Annotated in this window: 15 protein-coding genes; 11 read left to right on the top strand and 4 right to left on the bottom strand. The window is 39.1% G+C overall.

What is annotated here, in order from left to right:
• Positions 1 to 473 (top strand): zinc-binding dehydrogenase (locus WDC_RS07745; RefSeq protein ID WP_044011297.1); only part of this gene is annotated, 473 nt, incomplete at its 5' end.
• 264 nt (positions 474 to 737) lie between these two features.
• A complete protein-coding gene (locus tag WDC_RS07740; RefSeq protein ID WP_044011296.1) occupies positions 738 to 1,658 on the top strand; it encodes a quinone oxidoreductase family protein in 921 nt (306 codons plus the stop codon).
• On the opposite strand, the gene WDC_RS07735 is transcribed toward WDC_RS07740, so the two are convergent.
• Positions 1,655 to 2,515 carry a helix-turn-helix domain-containing protein gene (locus WDC_RS07735; protein WP_052497831.1) on the bottom strand — a complete coding sequence of 287 codons (861 nt, stop codon included), beginning with the start codon at positions 2,513 to 2,515 and terminating at the stop codon, positions 1,655 to 1,657. The genes WDC_RS07740 and WDC_RS07735 overlap by 4 nt on opposite strands.
• Before the next feature lie 473 nt (positions 2,516 to 2,988).
• Here WDC_RS07735 and pnuC point away from each other — a divergent pair, with 473 nt between their 5' ends.
• Positions 2,989 to 3,792 carry a nicotinamide riboside transporter PnuC gene (pnuC, locus tag WDC_RS07730; RefSeq protein ID WP_044011294.1) on the top strand — a complete coding sequence of 268 codons (804 nt, stop codon included), beginning with the start codon at positions 2,989 to 2,991 and terminating at the stop codon, positions 3,790 to 3,792.
• Positions 3,793 to 3,986: 194 nt separating this feature from the next.
• Here pnuC and WDC_RS07725 read toward each other — a convergent pair whose 3' ends face one another.
• Positions 3,987 to 4,745, bottom strand: coding sequence for an SDR family oxidoreductase (locus WDC_RS07725; RefSeq protein ID WP_044011293.1), 759 nt, complete (start codon positions 4,743 to 4,745; stop codon positions 3,987 to 3,989).
• 158 nt (positions 4,746 to 4,903) lie between these two features.
• Between WDC_RS07725 and WDC_RS07720 the strand changes: the two genes are divergently transcribed.
• From WDC_RS07720 to WDC_RS07705, 4 genes are all read left to right on the top strand, one after another.
• Positions 4,904 to 5,206, top strand: a complete 303-nt coding sequence (locus WDC_RS07720) for a hypothetical protein (RefSeq protein ID WP_044011292.1) — start codon at positions 4,904 to 4,906, stop codon at positions 5,204 to 5,206.
• A 128-nt stretch (positions 5,207 to 5,334) separates the two neighbouring features.
• Complete coding sequence (locus tag WDC_RS07715) at positions 5,335 to 6,405, top strand: hypothetical protein (protein ID WP_044011291.1); 1,071 nt, start codon at positions 5,335 to 5,337, stop codon at positions 6,403 to 6,405.
• Between the two features lie 142 nt (positions 6,406 to 6,547).
• The gene (locus WDC_RS10040) at positions 6,548 to 7,231 is read left to right on the top strand and encodes a zinc ribbon domain-containing protein (RefSeq protein ID WP_044011290.1); all 684 of its coding nucleotides are present in this window, start codon (positions 6,548 to 6,550) and stop codon (positions 7,229 to 7,231) included.
• 62 nt (positions 7,232 to 7,293) lie between these two features.
• Complete coding sequence (locus WDC_RS07705; RefSeq protein WP_044011289.1) at positions 7,294 to 7,695, top strand: hypothetical protein; 402 nt, start codon at positions 7,294 to 7,296, stop codon at positions 7,693 to 7,695.
• Positions 7,696 to 7,787: 92 nt separating this feature from the next.
• Here the strand turns inward: WDC_RS07705 and WDC_RS07700 are convergent, their stop codons facing one another.
• Both WDC_RS07700 and WDC_RS07695 read right to left on the bottom strand, forming a co-directional pair.
• Positions 7,788 to 9,131 (bottom strand): PFL family protein, encoded by a 1,344-nt coding sequence (locus WDC_RS07700; RefSeq protein ID WP_044011288.1) that lies wholly within the window; start codon positions 9,129 to 9,131, stop codon positions 7,788 to 7,790.
• A gap of 13 nt (positions 9,132 to 9,144) precedes the next feature.
• On the bottom strand, positions 9,145 to 9,414 hold the full coding sequence (locus WDC_RS07695) for an ACT domain-containing protein (RefSeq protein WP_044011287.1): 270 nt from the start codon (positions 9,412 to 9,414) through the stop codon (positions 9,145 to 9,147).
• A 353-nt stretch (positions 9,415 to 9,767) separates the two neighbouring features.
• Here WDC_RS07695 and WDC_RS07690 point away from each other — a divergent pair, with 353 nt between their 5' ends.
• From WDC_RS07690 to WDC_RS07675, 4 genes are all read left to right on the top strand, one after another.
• The gene (locus WDC_RS07690) at positions 9,768 to 12,542 is read left to right on the top strand and encodes a YhgE/Pip domain-containing protein (protein ID WP_044011286.1); all 2,775 of its coding nucleotides are present in this window, start codon (positions 9,768 to 9,770) and stop codon (positions 12,540 to 12,542) included.
• A gap of 388 nt (positions 12,543 to 12,930) precedes the next feature.
• Positions 12,931 to 13,398 (top strand): CtsR family transcriptional regulator, encoded by a 468-nt coding sequence (locus WDC_RS07685; RefSeq protein WP_044011285.1) that lies wholly within the window; start codon positions 12,931 to 12,933, stop codon positions 13,396 to 13,398.
• Between the two features lie 16 nt (positions 13,399 to 13,414).
• Positions 13,415 to 15,892 carry an ATP-dependent Clp protease ATP-binding subunit gene (locus WDC_RS07680; RefSeq protein WP_044011284.1) on the top strand — a complete coding sequence of 826 codons (2,478 nt, stop codon included), beginning with the start codon at positions 13,415 to 13,417 and terminating at the stop codon, positions 15,890 to 15,892.
• Between the two features lie 309 nt (positions 15,893 to 16,201).
• Complete coding sequence (locus WDC_RS07675; RefSeq protein WP_044011283.1) at positions 16,202 to 16,798, top strand: TetR/AcrR family transcriptional regulator; 597 nt, start codon at positions 16,202 to 16,204, stop codon at positions 16,796 to 16,798.
• Positions 16,799 to 16,827: the final 29 nt, after the last annotated feature.

Below are 16,827 nucleotides of genomic sequence, written 5' to 3'. Positions count from 1 at the left end.
TTGTTTCAGATGGAACCCAAGTTTTTGGCGTTGCATCAACATTTGATAAACAACAGATTGCGCTTAGAAATGGTGCTAAGAAAGTTTTCGATCGAAATGAAGTTTTAAACAAAAAGTTATTTGGCAGCTTTGATACTGTTTTTGATGGTACTGGAAGTACGCTTGAGACCAGTTTTAAGTTAATCAAGCATCGGGGTAAAGTGGTCTTTTTTGGCATGGCTGGTGGTAATCCATCGAAAATCGATCCGGTGTCTTTGTTGTCAGAATCTAAAAGTTTACTAACAGGCGACTTATGGGATTATCTGACGACACAGCCAAGCCGGCAGATGCGTTTTAATCGTCTGTTGAAATATGTTTTGGCAGGAGATTTGGATTTGGCTAAACCAAAGGTTTATGCACTTTCAGCTGGCTACGAGGCACATAGACTGATGGAATCCGGTAAGAGTGTTGGAAAAATTGTTTTAAAACCTTGACTGAAGCAATATTTGAATGGAAATCAACTTTTTAATTGCTGTTGTAGATGAAACTAGCCAGTACGATTTTATTGAAGTTTATTTCATGGTGTGTACGCAACACAGCAAAATAATTTTTTTCGAGAATGTCGGCTATTGCCAACATTCTTTTTTACTAGACAGAATTAACTTACAAATAACCAACTAAAATATCAGAATTCTTATTTTTTTATTGTCAGGAAATATTAGTATTCTATGACTATAAAAATTAAGGAGGTCTCAAAAGTGAAAGCAATTGTGCAAACAAACTACGAAGGTGTTTCAGGGCTACAGATTAAGGACGTTAATGAAAGCATCCTATCACCACTAACGGTACGGGTGGAAAATCACTATATTCCGGTATTACCATACGATTGGGAAACTGAGTATGGTTTATTGAAGGAAATTAGACCGGTAAGCTTACCTATAATAGTCGGTTACGGTTTTGCAGGAGTTGTTGAAGAAACAGGAGTGTTTAGGAGTAAAAATTTAGTTGGAAAAAAAGTGATCGGGGCCCAACCAAATGGGGCTGCGATGGAGATGATAAACTCACAAATACCACCATTATTATTTGAAGTACCCGAAAATGTTGATTTGAAAGATGCGGTAACGCTCATAGGGGGCGCAGATGCTGCGTTGAATGCAGTAAACGTGAGCAACATAGTAAGAGGGGATGTTGTATTAGTGACGGGAGCTTCAGGCGGTGTAGGTACGTATTTAATGCAATTGTTGCATAAAAAAGGGGCAATCATTCTTGCATTAACAGCAAGCTCTAATATAGATTTTGTTCGTGAGATAGGAGCCGATTTTATTTTGAATTACGAAAGGGATTTGGCAGACCAACTGGGAAATGTACCGTTACCAAATAAAATAATCGACACCGTTGGTAAAACTACGATATTAGATGATATTTCTAGCAGTGTTGCTAAGCTTGATATTTTGTCGCTTTCTTTAACAAATTATCAGCCCAAAAGAAATAATCAACGCTTTAAATTTAGTCACGATTCGATTGGCATTTCAGGGTATAAAAAATTATTACAAATGTTATCGCGAAAGGAACTGTCTGCCTATGTGCAAGAAATCTTCTCGTTTGAAGATGTAAAAAAAGCTCATCTAAAATCTAAGGATGAGCATTCACAAGGGAGAATATTGCTTCGATTTAATTAAAATTTATATGTGTCAATATCATAGAGCGATTCAATAATCCGACTTTTTTCGAGTGCATCACAAGCATCATTATCATTCATGGAAGCTGAATAAATTTTAGCTAGTAGAAAAAAGAGGTCTGCGAGCATGTAGACTGATTTATGCTTGGTTATCCAAGAAATGCCTAAGTTAGCAACTTTATTTGCTAATTCGTAATTATTTTTGTTGAGTAAGGAAAATGCATAAAGATAAAAACAAATATTTAAATTTTCAGAATAACTTTCTTGTGGTCTAGCTTCAATTTGGACTAAAACATGTTGTAATTTTTCAAAACCAGATTTTACGGTCGACTTTTTTTCAGTCTCTAAAAAGGCAATGACTGATGTGATAAGTAATTCAGTGGAGGTGAAAACGTCACGATGGGGCGAGAAGGTGTAGTTTAATGCCATATTGAGATAAAGTAAGCCCTTCTTTGAATTGTTATTAACTTGGTAAATAGCGACACCGTAGTAATAATAGTAAGTTTGTAGATCTTTGTCATGAGATAATTGAGCTAAAATTTTGGAATCGTTTAAATAATTTAGCATTTCCGAATAGTTGTGCTGATCACATAATTGCTTAATGGTTTTATTAAAGCTAGTTTCGCCTTCAATTTCTAGATAGTGGCTCAGTACGATACTACCCATTGAAACATTCAATTTTTGACAAATTCGACCTAATAGAACTGCATTAGGTATATATAGACCTTTTTCAATGCTGCTAATCATTGATTGTGAACAAATTCCCTCTGCAAGTTGGACTTGTGAAAAGTGATGCCGTTTTCGTTCCAAAACTATTCTTTTCCCGATTTCTACGGCAATAACATGTTCATTTTCCAAATTTACACCTTCAATCATTTTATTTTAAATTGCTGTACCATTTCCGAATTGAAAAGGAGGTATTAATATTACAATTATGTTTTTAATATTAGGTAATTATTCAATGGAAGATATTTTGAGTAGTATTATCATTTTTGTTGCTAGCTTTTGGTTGTTGAGAGTTTTGCTACTATTTATCTTGATCAGTTTCGTAATTTATTATTTGAGAAAAATAATTAGATGAATTATGACCTTTGGATATTGTAATTTAGTCAGGTAGTATGATGGAGGCTATGCCTGCTGTCAATTCTTGCATCTAATGGCAACATTATAATACGGATGCTAAGTGGATGTAAAAGGGGTAAACCTGGTGATTGAGTAGTATTGCATTGACAATCACCTGTCCGAGCTATACTCTTACTTCCAAGTAGTTACATGCACTAACAGCGTTGCTTCCGAACACGGCTGTCTAAAAACAACTAAGGAGAATTCTTATGACTTTTAAGAATAGTACAAATGCGAGTAGTCAGAATCACCATGCGGGAACCTTTGCAGATCTAGGTATAGGATTAAAAAGAGTATTTGACCCCCATTTAAATTGGCACGAATTGGCAACATTGCGCCGGACAACTAAAGTTATAATGAGCATTATGCTGCTAGCAACAATATTATCATTTGTTCTTGGACAAGACTTTAGTTTTGCAGGCTGGATTGGGTTGGTGACGGGAATTGCCGTCGTATTGAACTTAATATTGGTTGATCAGGGCAGGCTGACTAATTATAGTTGGGGAATCCTAGGCTGTGTTGTTTGGTTAATCATTGCCTTAAATAATCGCCTGATCGGAGATATTGCAGCGCAATCGTTTTATCTAGTTATGCAGTTTTTAGGGATCTACGTTTGGCATCGGTCAATTGAAAAACAAGACCAACAAACTGAACTAATCTCTCGTAAATTTAGTTGGCTCCAGGGTGTAATTTGGTTTTTTGTTACTATTATTGTTTACCTGATTGTTCTTTTTTTTAGTAAGCACCTGAATGGAACCCAAATTTATTTGGATGCCACTTTATTACCACTAGGGATTGTGGGTCAGATCTTAATGACTTATGGTTATCGGTCACAATGGATTGCGTGGATACTGCTGGACATGGTCAATGTAATTGTCTGGTTTAATCAGCTGCAAATAACCAGTCCCGGATCTACTTCGATGTTTGTTCTTCAAATAATCATGCTGATTAATGCCTTTTATGGAGCCTATCTATGGTTCTTTGGCCAGCAGCATTCCAGCGAAGTTATTTAATTATTATTACTGATCATACCGTGCGCTAAAAGGATTCAACATGTAACTACTTAAAAATTTTAAATTTTATGCGGCGACATCATTCATTGGTGCCGTTTTTAATCTGCAAACCATAAATCGGGGACTAAAAAATCACATACTGACTGCAATTGCAGTCGGCATGCGATTTCAATTATATCTATTTTAAATCGAGTTTATTGTGCAGTGTAACCACCGTCAACTACGAATTCTGAACCAGTAGCAAACTTGGATTCATCAGATGCTAAGTAGATGCAGATATATGCAATATCATTTGGTTCACCTAAATGACCCATGGGTGTCTTTGTCCGGTCAGACATTGCTTCTTCAGCACCGGCGATGCCATCGACCAATGGTGTCTTGATGCAACCATGGTGGACAGTGTTAACTCGAACGCCGTAGTCTTTTAAGGCGCAATCGAGGGCAGCTGATTTTGACATAATTCGAACAGCACCCTTAGAAGCGTTATAAGCACAAAGATCAGGGTCGCCAATAAATCCTTCAATGGAGGACATATTGATAATCGAAGCACCCAAGTTTTTGTTTTTCATCCGTTGGATCGCAAGACGAGTACCAAAGAAGACACCATCTAGGTTAATTGACATCAGCTTGCGCCATGTTTCGGTTGATGTTTCTTCGATTGAGCCAGTTAGACCAACACCAGCATTGTTTACAAGAGTAGAAACGGGTCCAAAGGCTTGTTCTGTTGTGTCAAATAGCTTAGTCCAGCCGTCCTCATCCGATGCATCGTGTTGAACGAATTTAACGACATCTGAACCACCAATTTTTTTAGCAGCTGCTTCACCGACATCAGCATGTCGACCAGTGATGACAACCTTGGCGCCTTCCTCAACGAACTTTTGGGCAACAGCAAAGCCAATTCCTAAAGTACCACCTGTGACAATTGCAACTTTTCCATCTAAACGATTACTCATATGCAAAAAAACCTCCAATTTGATATATGTGAAATTTAACACAATCTGCATCGTTTGGTAAGCCTTTGACCTCGATTAATTTTAATCTCATCAAATAATGACACTTGATAGTTAAATAAGCTATTATGATTAAAAAATAAATAAAAGGTTAATGTAAAATGACAAAGTTAAATGAACATCACAGATATTCGCAGCAAGCAGATAAATCAACACTGTTTTTATTTTATTTCACTAGTTTATTAATTATTGTGGCACTCATTTTAGCAAGTATATTTAAAAATTGGTGGTTGCTAGTGGTCATTCCAGCTGTGGTTGTGTTTTGGGGCGTCTATAGCTTTATGCGGCCAACGGTGCCTGTGTTTGATTTAACCAGCAACCAAATGCTGACCGTCAATAATAAAGAATGGGGTCAATTTCAAAAGAAATTTCCACAACAAGTTGGCAAAAAAGGTGAGCTTTAGGTGCTGGATTTTGTTGCAATTGATTAACTGTTACAGTAGTCTTAGAAAGACAGTAATCATGGCTTAGTTGCACTGATGGCTATGTTTGACTCAACAGTGCGATTAAATACCGTTTGTAGGAGTATTGAATGAGAGATCTAATTTCCGACCGAAAACTAATCAACACTACCATGTGGCTGCTATTAATTGGAGTAGCTTTTTTCGGTAGCGTACCGTTATTTGTAATGATATATTATGCATTCGCTGTTTTTATGATTTTACGGACAGCACAAAGCCAGTTTCCTAAGGCGGTCAAGGCATCAATGATTGTGGCTTACATAGTGCTAGCAACTCTGCAGACTATTTTTGCGGCCAATGCGGTCGGTGCCCACCATATGAACTTATTAACAGCTTTTTTTAGTCGTGTTTTCGCCGCTGCAATTATTTTGCTCCCACTGGCCGTGGAACGTAGTGTCGTGGTGAATAAGAAAACGGATTTTTATCTGCCATCGATTAAAGAAGTTGCCACGGTTAGTTTTGAACAGCTCAATAATAACAAAGAATTAATTAGTCATTCCCTGGCAGGGATTGGCAAAATTAAACATACGTTATCCTCTGACAATTTAAAGGAAACGTTTGAGGATTTACACCGGCACAGTTCGACAAAATATATTAATAACGGTTCTTTAACTGATGAATATTTCAAATTGGCCCAAGATTCGCTTACCGACCCATACATCTACATTATTATTTCGAATACGGGCAGTAGTGCGAGTGAAATCATTTCACTATTTACTCAAAAACAATATAATCATGCATCGCTTAGTTTTGATACCGATTTAAAAACGATTATTAGTTACAACGGTGGTGAAAAAGTTTATCCGCCTGGATTAAATGCAGAAATGGTGGAGGCATTTCATAAAAAAGATGATGCGTCAGTGCTGGTTTACCGGTTGCCAACGACGTTTGAGCAAAAACAGCAGATTCTGGATAAAGTTAAGCAAATTAATACCGACGGGAGTGCCTATAATTTGCTTGGATTGGTAATTAAACATTCGTATCGGCCTAACATTATGTTTTGTTCGCAGTTTGTCTACCAAATGCTAAAATTGGCTGGCTTGACTTACTTTGATAAACCGGCCGGGGATGTACGACCAACTGATTTTATTAAGCTAGACTATTACAAGAAACTTGAATTTTGTTATGAGATCAAGTTTTAATGAACATTTTTATTTAGATACTTAGATTATGGCCTATCGGGTAGAGAAAATTACTAACTAGATAGGCTTTTTAATACGAAGAATAAGCACTGCATTGATCCTTGCAGTAATCTGAGTTAAATGTAAAGGGAGTGGGTTTAATATGGGGGAAACACCAAATTTTTGTCCAAATTGTGGTTGTCAAATTAAGGCGGGAACTAAATTTTGTCCAAAATGTGGATTTGATTTAATTAGTATCAAGATGAATTCAAATGTTATTGATAACTCACAAGATATTTGCAATGCTATCAAACCACAAGCTAACAATAAACGAAATAATTCAACTGGTAACCAATCACAGTTCAACCAAGGAAGCTTTTATCTTAATAAAATATATTTAGTAGTAGGAACATTGAGTCTAGTTGCTGGGATTAGCTTTTTGTGGCACGAGTTTGACACTATCAACACGACCATCCACAAGCTGGTGCCGAATCAAATTACGATTTCTCAATATTTAAAACAATCCAACGCTAAAATGGAAATTATTGCTGGCTTAATAATTGCACTGGGAATCACGTTTGTTGTGCTGGCGTTTATTAAGAAGAATAAAATTAAGTTGGCTACTGGTGTGGGGTTGATGCTCATTTTAAGCATTATTTCATCGGTAACCTTGTCCTCACAAGTTGATGCAAAGTATCAAGCAGCGACTGCTAACATTGCTTTGAAAAGGATTCCAGGTTCAACACAGGTCTTTAAGCTAACTTGGCAGCACTACTGGGATAGTTTGTATGAGGTGGATACAGAATATTCGAATGGGGTTTTTAAATTTAAAAAAATGGGAAATTGAACGTGTATTATACGAATGGTCCGGCATTAAACGCAGATACTAAATTACAGGAGACTGCGAAGATGTATCGGCAATACAAGAACGTTCAACCGGACGGAAAGGGAACCTGGGCAATTCGAAATAATAAATTGTATATGAGCTATGATTCGTTTGATGTGGTCAGCAGTCTCTATGTGCCATATGCGTTTAACCTGAGCACCAGTAAGCATACTGTTAACATTAATCGCAAAAAATATGACGTTCTATCAGTGTCACAGGCATTTCCACAGGCGAGCGTAAACTATAACACGCCAGATTTGAAAAATTTGGCGCAACACCCTAAGTTAACAATTACTGAAAAGAGTAATGATGACCTTGAAGATGTTCAGGTTATTGGTACTAGGACTAAGAACACAGTGACTGGTAAAGACAACGACAGTGCATTGAATTTGCAATTAATCCCAATTTCAGTTTTTAACAAGTAACTGTGCTCATTGAATTTAATTTAAATTGATCTAAAAAAAGATTGAACTAGCAAAGTTCAATCTTTTTTATTATTCATGAGGGCACTTTTTAACTAGTTTTTAAACGAATGAACCGGTGCTGGGATGCGGCCGCCACGGGCAACAAAATCAGTTGGCTGGCTTTGATTAACAGCCATAATTGGTGCATGACCAAATAGTCCGCCAAAGTTGATGTCTTCACCAACTGATTGACCAGTTGCGGGAATGATGCGAATGGCAGTAGTTTTATTGTTAATCATGCCAATAGCAGCTTCGTCAGCTAGTAAACCGCTAATGGTTGCGGCGGTTGTATCACCAGGAACGGCAACCATGTCTAAACCAACTGAGCAAACAGCAGTCATTGCTTCCAGCTTTTCAAGACTGAGTTTACCAGCCTGGACAGCTTTAATCATCCCTTGATCTTCCGATACGGGAATGAAGGCACCGGATAAACCACCGACGTGCTCACAAGCCATAATGCCACCCTTTTTTACCGCGTCATTTAATAATGCTAATGCGGCCGTGGTGCCAGGAGCGCCGACACTTTCCAAACCAATTTCTTCGAGTATTTCTGCAACAGAATCGCCGGGTGCTGGTGTGGGGGCGAGGGATAAATCAACAATCCCAAATGGTACGTTAAGCCGCTTGGCAGCAATGTTACCAACAAATTGACCAACGCGGGTTACTTTAAAGGCTGTTTTCTTAATGGTTTCAGAGACAACATCAAATGGTTGTCCCTTGACCTGTTCCAACGCGCGTTTAACAACGCCAGGGCCGCTAATTCCCATGTTAATAGCGCAATCAGCTTCACCAACACCGTGAAAGGCGCCAGCCATGAATGGATTATCTTCGACTGCATTGGCAAAAATAACTAGATTCATACATTTGAGTGGATCAATGGCAGCAATATCTTTAACAATCGTCCCCATTTGAGCCACTGCATCCATGTTAATTCCAGCTCGGGTAGAACCAATATTAACGGAGCTACATACTTTGGAGGTTTCACTGAGGGCCTCTGGAATTGAAGCAATCAACTTACGATCACCACTTTGATAGCCTTTTTGCACGAGGGCAGAGAAACCGCCAATAATATCGATGCCCAAATCGCTTGCGGCCCGGTCGAGTACTTTAGCGTAAGCAACGTAGTTATCTGTATCCGCTGCGGCTGCGACCATTGCAATCGGGGTCACAGAAATTCGTTTGTTAACAATTGGCACGCCGTATTCCATTTGAATATCTTGTGCGACTTTGACTAAATCACGGGCCTTAGTAGTTATTTTGTCATAAATACGTTGGCAAGCTTTATCAACGTTGCTATCGATGCAGTCAAACAACGATATTCCCATCGTAATTGTCCGAATATCAAGGTGTTCTTCATCAATCATTTGGAGTGTTTCTTGAATTTGTCTAGTTTCCATAGTTAGTATTCCTTTACAATTTTTGGATGGCATCAAATAGTTCTTGGCGCTGAATTCGAATGGTAACATCGATTTGAGTGCCTAGCTGAGTTAATTGTTCCTGGATCGCAGCAAATGAGTTCTGTTGGTTACTAATTTCTCCAACAAGCATCATTGTAAAGTTGCCCTGCATTAGGGTTTGCGACATATCAATAATGTTAATATTGAGGTCTGCCAATTTTTGGCTTACTGCAGCCACGATACCTACTTTGTCATTACCGATTACTGTGATGATTACTTTCATGATGTTAACTCCTTTGGATTTATGAGAATTTAATTAAAATGATGAATCTAGTGTACCGCATTGAGCACGGTTATTGAATTTAAATTTTGTTTGCGGTAGTAAATTTGTCTTTTTTGCAATTTTTTTTTGCTGATTTTTAGGTTAAAAATTGATTTTTGTAACTGACTGATATTCTTAATTTTGCCAATTATTAACACACGAAACTAGTTTCACTGAGTCACTAAAACGCATAATGTCAAGGGTTGATTTTGTGAGCTGATAAGGATAACCTGATAAATGGTTTATGACATTAATTAATGTCATAAACTAACTTTGAACTGAATCATTTGGTTGATTAGGAAAGAGGAAAAGGAATGCTTAGTAATTTTTGGAGTCCGCGGGGCCGTCGCATCGCCTATATTATATTGGCATGTTTAATTCCCGCAGTTTTATTAATTGCCATTTTTAATTTTATTCAGTATGAGCAACAAGCCGCGACCAAAAACATTCCGGTTGCAGTAGTTAACAATGATCAGTCAGCCACTAATAATGGTCAGACGATTAACATGGGTCAACAGGTGGTTAACACCTTGAAAAAAGACCACCAGGTAAAATGGGAGTTTGTCAGTGCCGCTAAGGCAAAAAAACAACTGGCTAGCGGGGATGCATATTTAGAGATTGAGTTACCTAAAAATTTCTCTAAAAATGCAACTACTGTGTTAGCTAAACACCCCCAAGTGAGTTTAATTAAAGTACACGAATCAAAACGAAATAATTTTTTGTCCACAATGGTAACTGGTACTGTGGCGAAAACCGTGGAGGCACAAGTTAAAACTAAGGTTCAAAAAGTTTATAGTGCAAGCCTGTTAAGTGGCCTGAAGCAATTGGGCGATGGGACCAAACAGGCCGCTAGTGGTACTAGTCAGTTGAATAATGGGATGGTTCAGTTGAAGACTGGTAATGAAGAAGTGGCCCGTAACTTAGATTTACTGGCCAGTAAAATGGTTACATTTTCAGCTGGTGCAAAAACATTGTCAACCGGTATTAACACCTACACATCTGGTGTAGATACGTTGGCCGCTGCTAACAAACAGATGTTAGCAGGGTTGCAAGAATTACAAACGCAGGCAGAACCATTAGTAAGTGGTACTGCACAATTAGCGACAGGCTCGCAGACGTTAGCAACGGGTGTTCAACAATATACCAGTGGCGTGACAACGATGAATTCTGCTAACAAGCAGGTTTTAGCAGGCTTATCACAATTAAATGGTCAAACAAAAACATTAGGATCAGCCACAAGTCAGTTAGCTGCCGGTTCTACAAGTTTGCAAAGTGGAACACAAACATTTAAATCTAAATTTGATGATGGAGTCAGTCAGCTACAAAGTGGGATTGCAGGCAGTACTTTGATCAATACGACCGTTGCTAATATGAAAACAGCACGGCAAAAATCTGATAATGTTCAAGCGGAAATGACCAGCCTAAAATCAGGGATGGATATGCTGAAACAGGTTGTACCAATATTAAGTACATTAAGTGAATCAAAAACAAAAATTACTAGTTTGCAAAGTGAATTGAACTTAATGATTAAATTGGCACCATCGACAGATAAAGTTAAAACGGATGCTGCCGATGCAAATAGTAAACAAAAAGCGTTGGCCGATGCTATTAACGCATTGCCAGATGACGATAGTAATAAAGCTAGTTTGCAGGCTTTGGCACAACAAAGCACGACTGCAACTACTAAAATTGGTAGCGATGCACAGAGTTCTGCTAACGCATTGAGTGTTGTTACGACACAATCATCAGCTGCCTTAAGTGAATTTAGTGATGAACTGGATGCAGCTTCATCAATTAACACGGCAGATGTAAGCAAACTAATGACTTCAATTCAACAGTTAGAAACGGACTCTGCGGATTTATTTGATTATACAGATACCAATTTGTTATCTGATGCTAAAATCAGTGAATTACAGCACAGTACTGATTCAATCACAGCTGGATTACAACAGTTACAAGCAACATCAGATAGTGGATTAGACAGTTTGCTATCTGGTTCAACGCAACTGGCAGCCGGCAACCAACAATTGGCCGCCAGTGCACCAACCTTGATCAGTGCCATTGGTCAGCTGTTTACTGGCCAGCAACAAGTTGTTAGTGGTGGTAATCAATTAGATGCCAACACAGCCAGCCTAGTTTCAGGCGCATTGGCAGTTGCCAGTGGTAATTCCACCTTGGCATTATCCGCACCAGCCTTAATCAGTGGCGTTAATCAGTTGGTTGATGGGGCCAGTCAAGTCAATGATGGTAGCAGTCAATTGACCGCAGCCAGTGCTCAGTTAAACAGTGGGGCCAGTCAAATTACAGCGGGTGCTGATCAAGCGCAATCAGGAGCTAGTCAATTGGCTAGTGGCTCAAATCAAGTTCAAAGTGGTTTAACTACTGCGGCTGATGGGATTGCTACTTTAAACGATAAATTGAAGGCCGGAGCTGATCAAATTGGGACGGTTAACGACGGTTCGGGTAACGTTAATCATATTGCAACACCAATTAGTAATCAGGAAGTCGGCAGTGATCAAAGCAGTCTGAAGAATGTGTTTGCACCGCTAGTGCTTGCATTAGTATTATTCTTAGCTGCTGTGGTAACTCAATTAGGACTATTCATGCCTAACCGTCAGTTGCATACGTTAATGCAAGAACCATTAATTGCAATCGGACTGACTGCATTAGCTCAAGCGGTGATTACTGATGTTGTAATTGCAATGCTAGGCGTGACGGTAACTAACTGGTTCGGATTAACAATCTTTACTATTATTGTCGCATTTATTTTTACCATGATTTGCATGATTTTATATCACATGTTCGGTCGTGTGGGAGTCTTGTTCGCTGTTTTGTTGGCGCTTGTTCAAGTAATTGTAACGGGACAGGTATTTCCAAATGCAATGTTGTCTAGCTTTCATCAGGCAGCAGCAAATGTGTTACCAATGACTTATGCAATTCATGGTTTTGAAACTTTGATCAATGGTGCCAGTTATAGTGTTTGGGGCGCTGTGGCGTTATTAGTAGTCTTTACTGCTGTGTTGGGTGGGATTGCTTACTTGATTGATGTTTTGATGCAGCGGCGGGGTGTTACTAAGGGTGAAGAGTAGTGGAACTTTAAATTAATGTGCACCATACTCTTTATTTTTGAAACGTGCTAGCAACCGCAAATACCTACGTATAACAATAAAAAGTGTCGGGCCACTAATAATTCAAACAGCGAATTATCAGCGGTCCGACACTTTTTACTATTATATTCCGGTATTTAATCGCGGTTGTTAACTTCTAATTGAAACGTGCTCAAAGCAGCAGATGTCTATAGCTAAACGTCGACTGGCAATCAATAAATTCAAAATTCGAATTTATCAATCGCCAGTCGACGCTTAGCTTACGACATTTTTTTGCTGCTTTGAGCACTCTTTAATTTAAATTATTTGCATTTAATGCTAGACTTTGTATAATGTTAGTCAACATTAGTCAAAGAATGGGGAATCAGTGATGGAAGGTCAAAATATTTCAGATATCATTGAACAATATCTTAAGAGTATTTTAGCTGATTCGGAACACGTTGAAATCAGGCGGTCTGAGATCGCTGATTTGTTTGACGTGGTACCCTCACAGATTAATTACGTGATCAAAACTAGATTTACCATTCAAAATGGTTATTTAGTTGAAAGTAAACGTGGTGGTGGCGGGTACATCAGAATTGAGCGGGTTAACTTACTGGATGATATTGATGTGTTAAACACACTCATCTCGGTGATTGGTGATGACATCAATGAACGTGACGCTGTTTCCATTATCCAAACACTGTATGATGAGGACGTGATCAGCCGCCGTGAAGCTGATTTAATGGCAGTCATGGTTTCAAAACAAACCCTAGCGCTAACTGATCGACAGGTCGCAGATGTGCTACGGGCTCATGTTTTAATTTCGTTACTGAACCGGCTACGTTACGAGAGCTAGAAAGAGGGGCATTGCGATGAACAACCTATTTACACCAAGCGCAAAGAATGTATTGGTCATGGCCCAAGAGCAGGCCAAATACTTTAAACACCAAGCAGTTGGCACAGAGCATTTGTTACTGGCTCTCAGTATTGAACAAAACGGTATTGCCAACAAAGTGCTGCAACAATTTTCTGTTACTGAAGATGACATTCGAGAAGAAATTGAACGCTTTACTGGTTATGGTACATTAAATAATGTTGATAAAGATACTTATTTACCATATTCGCCAAAAGCTAAGGAAGTTTTGTCGGTTGCTGGCGGTGAGGCCAAGCGATTAGGCGCCATCAAAATCGGTACTGAGCACCTCTTATTAGCCTTATTGGCAGATGAAAGTATCCTCTCATCTCGTATTTTAATGAATTTAAATGTTGATTTAGCCCAAACACGGAAAATTGTGCTCCGCCGGCTAGGTGTGTCAGATTCACCTAAACGCCACCAAGCTAACCGTGCCAAAGCAGCACAACAGCCAGAGGGAACACCAACTTTGGATTCTTTGGCGCGTGATTTAACGCAGAGTGCCCGCGAAGATCAAATGGATCCGGTGGTTGGTCGTGAGCAAGAAGTTCGACGGGTCGTCCAAATTTTGAGTCGGCGTACTAAAAATAATCCAGTTTTAATCGGCGAACCCGGTGTTGGAAAAACTGCGATTGCTGAAGGATTAGCGCAACAAATTGTAGCTGGCAATGTTCCCGATGATTTAGCCGCAAAGCGAATTATGATGCTCGATATGGGTTCGTTGGTGGCTGGTACTAAATATCGTGGTGAGTTTGAAGATCGACTTAAAAAAGTGATCGATGAGATTTATCGTGATGGCCACGTCATCTTATTTATTGATGAATTGCACACTTTAATTGGTGCTGGTGGCGCTGAGGGTGCGATCGATGCTTCCAATATTTTGAAGCCTGCTTTGGCTCGTGGCGAATTGCAAACCATCGGTGCAACAACACTAGATGAATACCAAAAATATATTGAATCAGATGCAGCTTTGGAACGACGTTTTGCCACTGTTCAGGTTGATGAACCAACCGAAGACGAGTCAATTGCCATTCTAAAGGGATTGCGAAGTCGCTATGAAGAACATCACTATGCCGAAATTACAGATGAGGCAATTGAACAGGCAGTTAAATTATCTTCTCGTTACATCAGTGATCGGTTCTTGCCAGACAAGGCAATTGACCTAATGGATGAAGCTGGTGCTAAGGTTAGAATTGATGCACAGGATCAGCCATCTAAAAAATCTAAGCAAGCTGATAAATTAGTTAGTTTAAGAGAACAAAAAGAAACCGCAATTGAATCGCAGGACTTTGATTTGGCAGCAAAATTGCGGCAGCAAGAATTAAAGTTAAAGGATAAAATTGAAAAACAAACTGCGCAAACGGCAGGTGAGGGGCCAAAATATGATTTGAAGGTCACCGACGAAGATGTTGCTCAAGTGGTTGCTGAGTGGACGGGGATTCCATTAACTCAGTTACAAAAGAGTGAAAGTGATCGGTTGGTCAACCTTGAAAAAGTACTGCATGAGCGTGTAATTGGCCAGTCCGAGGCTGTTTCTGCAGTTTCTCGGGCCATTCGCAGAGCTCGCAGTGGCTTAAAAGATCCCAACCGCCCAATTGGTTCATTTATGTTTCTAGGACCGACCGGTGTTGGTAAGACGGAATTGGCCAAGGCACTTGCTGAAGCAATGTTTGGTTCTGAAGATAACATGATTCGGGTTGATATGTCTGAATACATGGAGAAATATAGTACTAGTCGGTTGATTGGTGCTGCTCCTGGCTATGTTGGCTACGATGAGGGTGGTCAGTTAACTGAAAAGGTTCGCCAACACCCTTATTCTGTAGTTCTCTTAGATGAAGCTGAAAAAGCACATCCAGATGTGTTTAACCTATTGTTGCAGGTACTGGATGACGGCTATTTGACCGATGCTAAGGGACGTCGAATTGACTTTCGCAATACAATTTTGATTATGACTTCTAATCTTGGCGCGACTACATTGCGGGATGAAAAAGAAGTTGGGTTTGGTGCTAAAGATGTGCAAAGTGATTATAAAGCCATGTCTGGTGCCATCCGTGAACAATTAAAATTGCATTTCCGACCTGAATTTTTGAATCGGATTGACGAAACGGTGGTCTTCCATTCATTAACGAAGCCAGAACTACATCAAATTGTTAAGTTAATGGCCAAAGAAGTAATTAAACGAGTTGCGGAACAAGCAATCAACGTCAAAATTACACCAGCTGCAATCGACGTAGTTGCAGATGCTGGCTTTGATCCTGAATACGGAGCACGCCCAATTCGTCGGGCATTGCAAACTCAGGTTGAAGACAAGCTTAGTGAAGCGATGCTGGCTGGAGCAATTAAAATCGGTGATACGGTCACAATTGGCGCACGTTCAGGCAAAATTAGAGTTAGTGTCGCTGATGATCAGCAGAACTCGCATTTGATTACAAACTAATAGGACACATAAATCAATCTTTCAGTTCCCGTTTGATCAATAAAGATGGGCGGGCTGCAGGACTAAAGCAAAGAGGTACGAGCTAAAAACTCGTATCTTTTTTGTTCTTAAAAAGCAAATAACTTTCAAAATTTAAATTTGACCAGCATAGTAATTAAAAAAATAATTACCCTTCTTAAACACCCGCCCCAAAGGTATTTACAAAATTTTAGTTGTCAAAAATCACATTTCAGGTGATAATTGAACTTGCAATTAGATCAAATAAGCAAGAAAATAAGGAATGATAACTATAACTGAGAGGTAGATTACATGAAACGGGCTGAACAATTGGAAAAAACAAGAACATCAATTTCAAATACCGCACGAAAGCTCTTCTTACAAAATGGCTACCAAGGGACTTCTACACGAGATATTGCCAAACAGATCGGTATTACCCAGCCAGCTTTATACCATCATTTTAGCGATAAAGAGGTCATTTTTTTAGAGGTGATTTCGCAAGTTGGTGGTGAAGTTAGAAGTGGTATTAATAAAGTATTGCGTAAAGACGACCTCGATCCGATTGATCGACTAACGCAGATCACACAGGTGCTGACTCATTTACATCCTAACAACATTTTTACACTAATCCATGGTAGTTTTAAGGATTTAAAACCAGGCAGCCAAAGAAAACTGGGCATGATTTTTAGAATGGATTATTTGGCCCCCATTGCTGAATATTTTAAATTGCCAGAAGTGCAGTTACGACCAGAAATTTTACCTGATGAAGCGGCTGAATTTTTTATTTCTAGCTTGAGTCCTATTTTTACAAATTTTCATCGGATTGGTGGCGATTCATTAACCGATGAGGAACAGACTAAATTATTGTTACGGCTAATCTTGTTTGGCATTGCCAAAGAGAATAAATAATGTTGAACATGAACTCACTACGCTTGACT

Origin of the sequence: Paucilactobacillus wasatchensis, from assembly GCF_000876205.1 — a bacterium.
Lineage (GTDB): Bacteria > Bacillota > Bacilli > Lactobacillales > Lactobacillaceae > Paucilactobacillus > Paucilactobacillus wasatchensis.
This window is presented reverse-complemented; position numbering and strand designations above follow the sequence as displayed.

Excerpts from the sequence above, each read along its gene's own strand:
- pnuC (WP_044011294.1), top strand. The coding sequence starts at position 2,989 with ATGACTTTTAAGAATAGTACAAATGCGAGTAGTCAGAATCACCATGCG.
- WDC_RS07725 (WP_044011293.1), bottom strand. The coding sequence starts at position 4,745 with ATGAGTAATCGTTTAGATGGAAAAGTTGCAATTGTCACAGGTGGTACT.
- WDC_RS07720 (WP_044011292.1), top strand. The coding sequence starts at position 4,904 with ATGACAAAGTTAAATGAACATCACAGATATTCGCAGCAAGCAGATAAA.
- WDC_RS07715 (WP_044011291.1), top strand. The coding sequence starts at position 5,335 with ATGAGAGATCTAATTTCCGACCGAAAACTAATCAACACTACCATGTGG.
- WDC_RS10040 (WP_044011290.1), top strand. The coding sequence starts at position 6,548 with ATGGGGGAAACACCAAATTTTTGTCCAAATTGTGGTTGTCAAATTAAG.
- WDC_RS07705 (WP_044011289.1), top strand. The coding sequence starts at position 7,294 with ATGTATCGGCAATACAAGAACGTTCAACCGGACGGAAAGGGAACCTGG.
- WDC_RS07700 (WP_044011288.1), bottom strand. The coding sequence starts at position 9,131 with ATGGAAACTAGACAAATTCAAGAAACACTCCAAATGATTGATGAAGAA.
- WDC_RS07695 (WP_044011287.1), bottom strand. The coding sequence starts at position 9,414 with ATGAAAGTAATCATCACAGTAATCGGTAATGACAAAGTAGGTATCGTG.
- WDC_RS07690 (WP_044011286.1), top strand. The coding sequence starts at position 9,768 with ATGCTTAGTAATTTTTGGAGTCCGCGGGGCCGTCGCATCGCCTATATT.
- WDC_RS07685 (WP_044011285.1), top strand. The coding sequence starts at position 12,931 with ATGGAAGGTCAAAATATTTCAGATATCATTGAACAATATCTTAAGAGT.
- WDC_RS07680 (WP_044011284.1), top strand. The coding sequence starts at position 13,415 with ATGAACAACCTATTTACACCAAGCGCAAAGAATGTATTGGTCATGGCC.
- WDC_RS07675 (WP_044011283.1), top strand. The coding sequence starts at position 16,202 with ATGAAACGGGCTGAACAATTGGAAAAAACAAGAACATCAATTTCAAAT.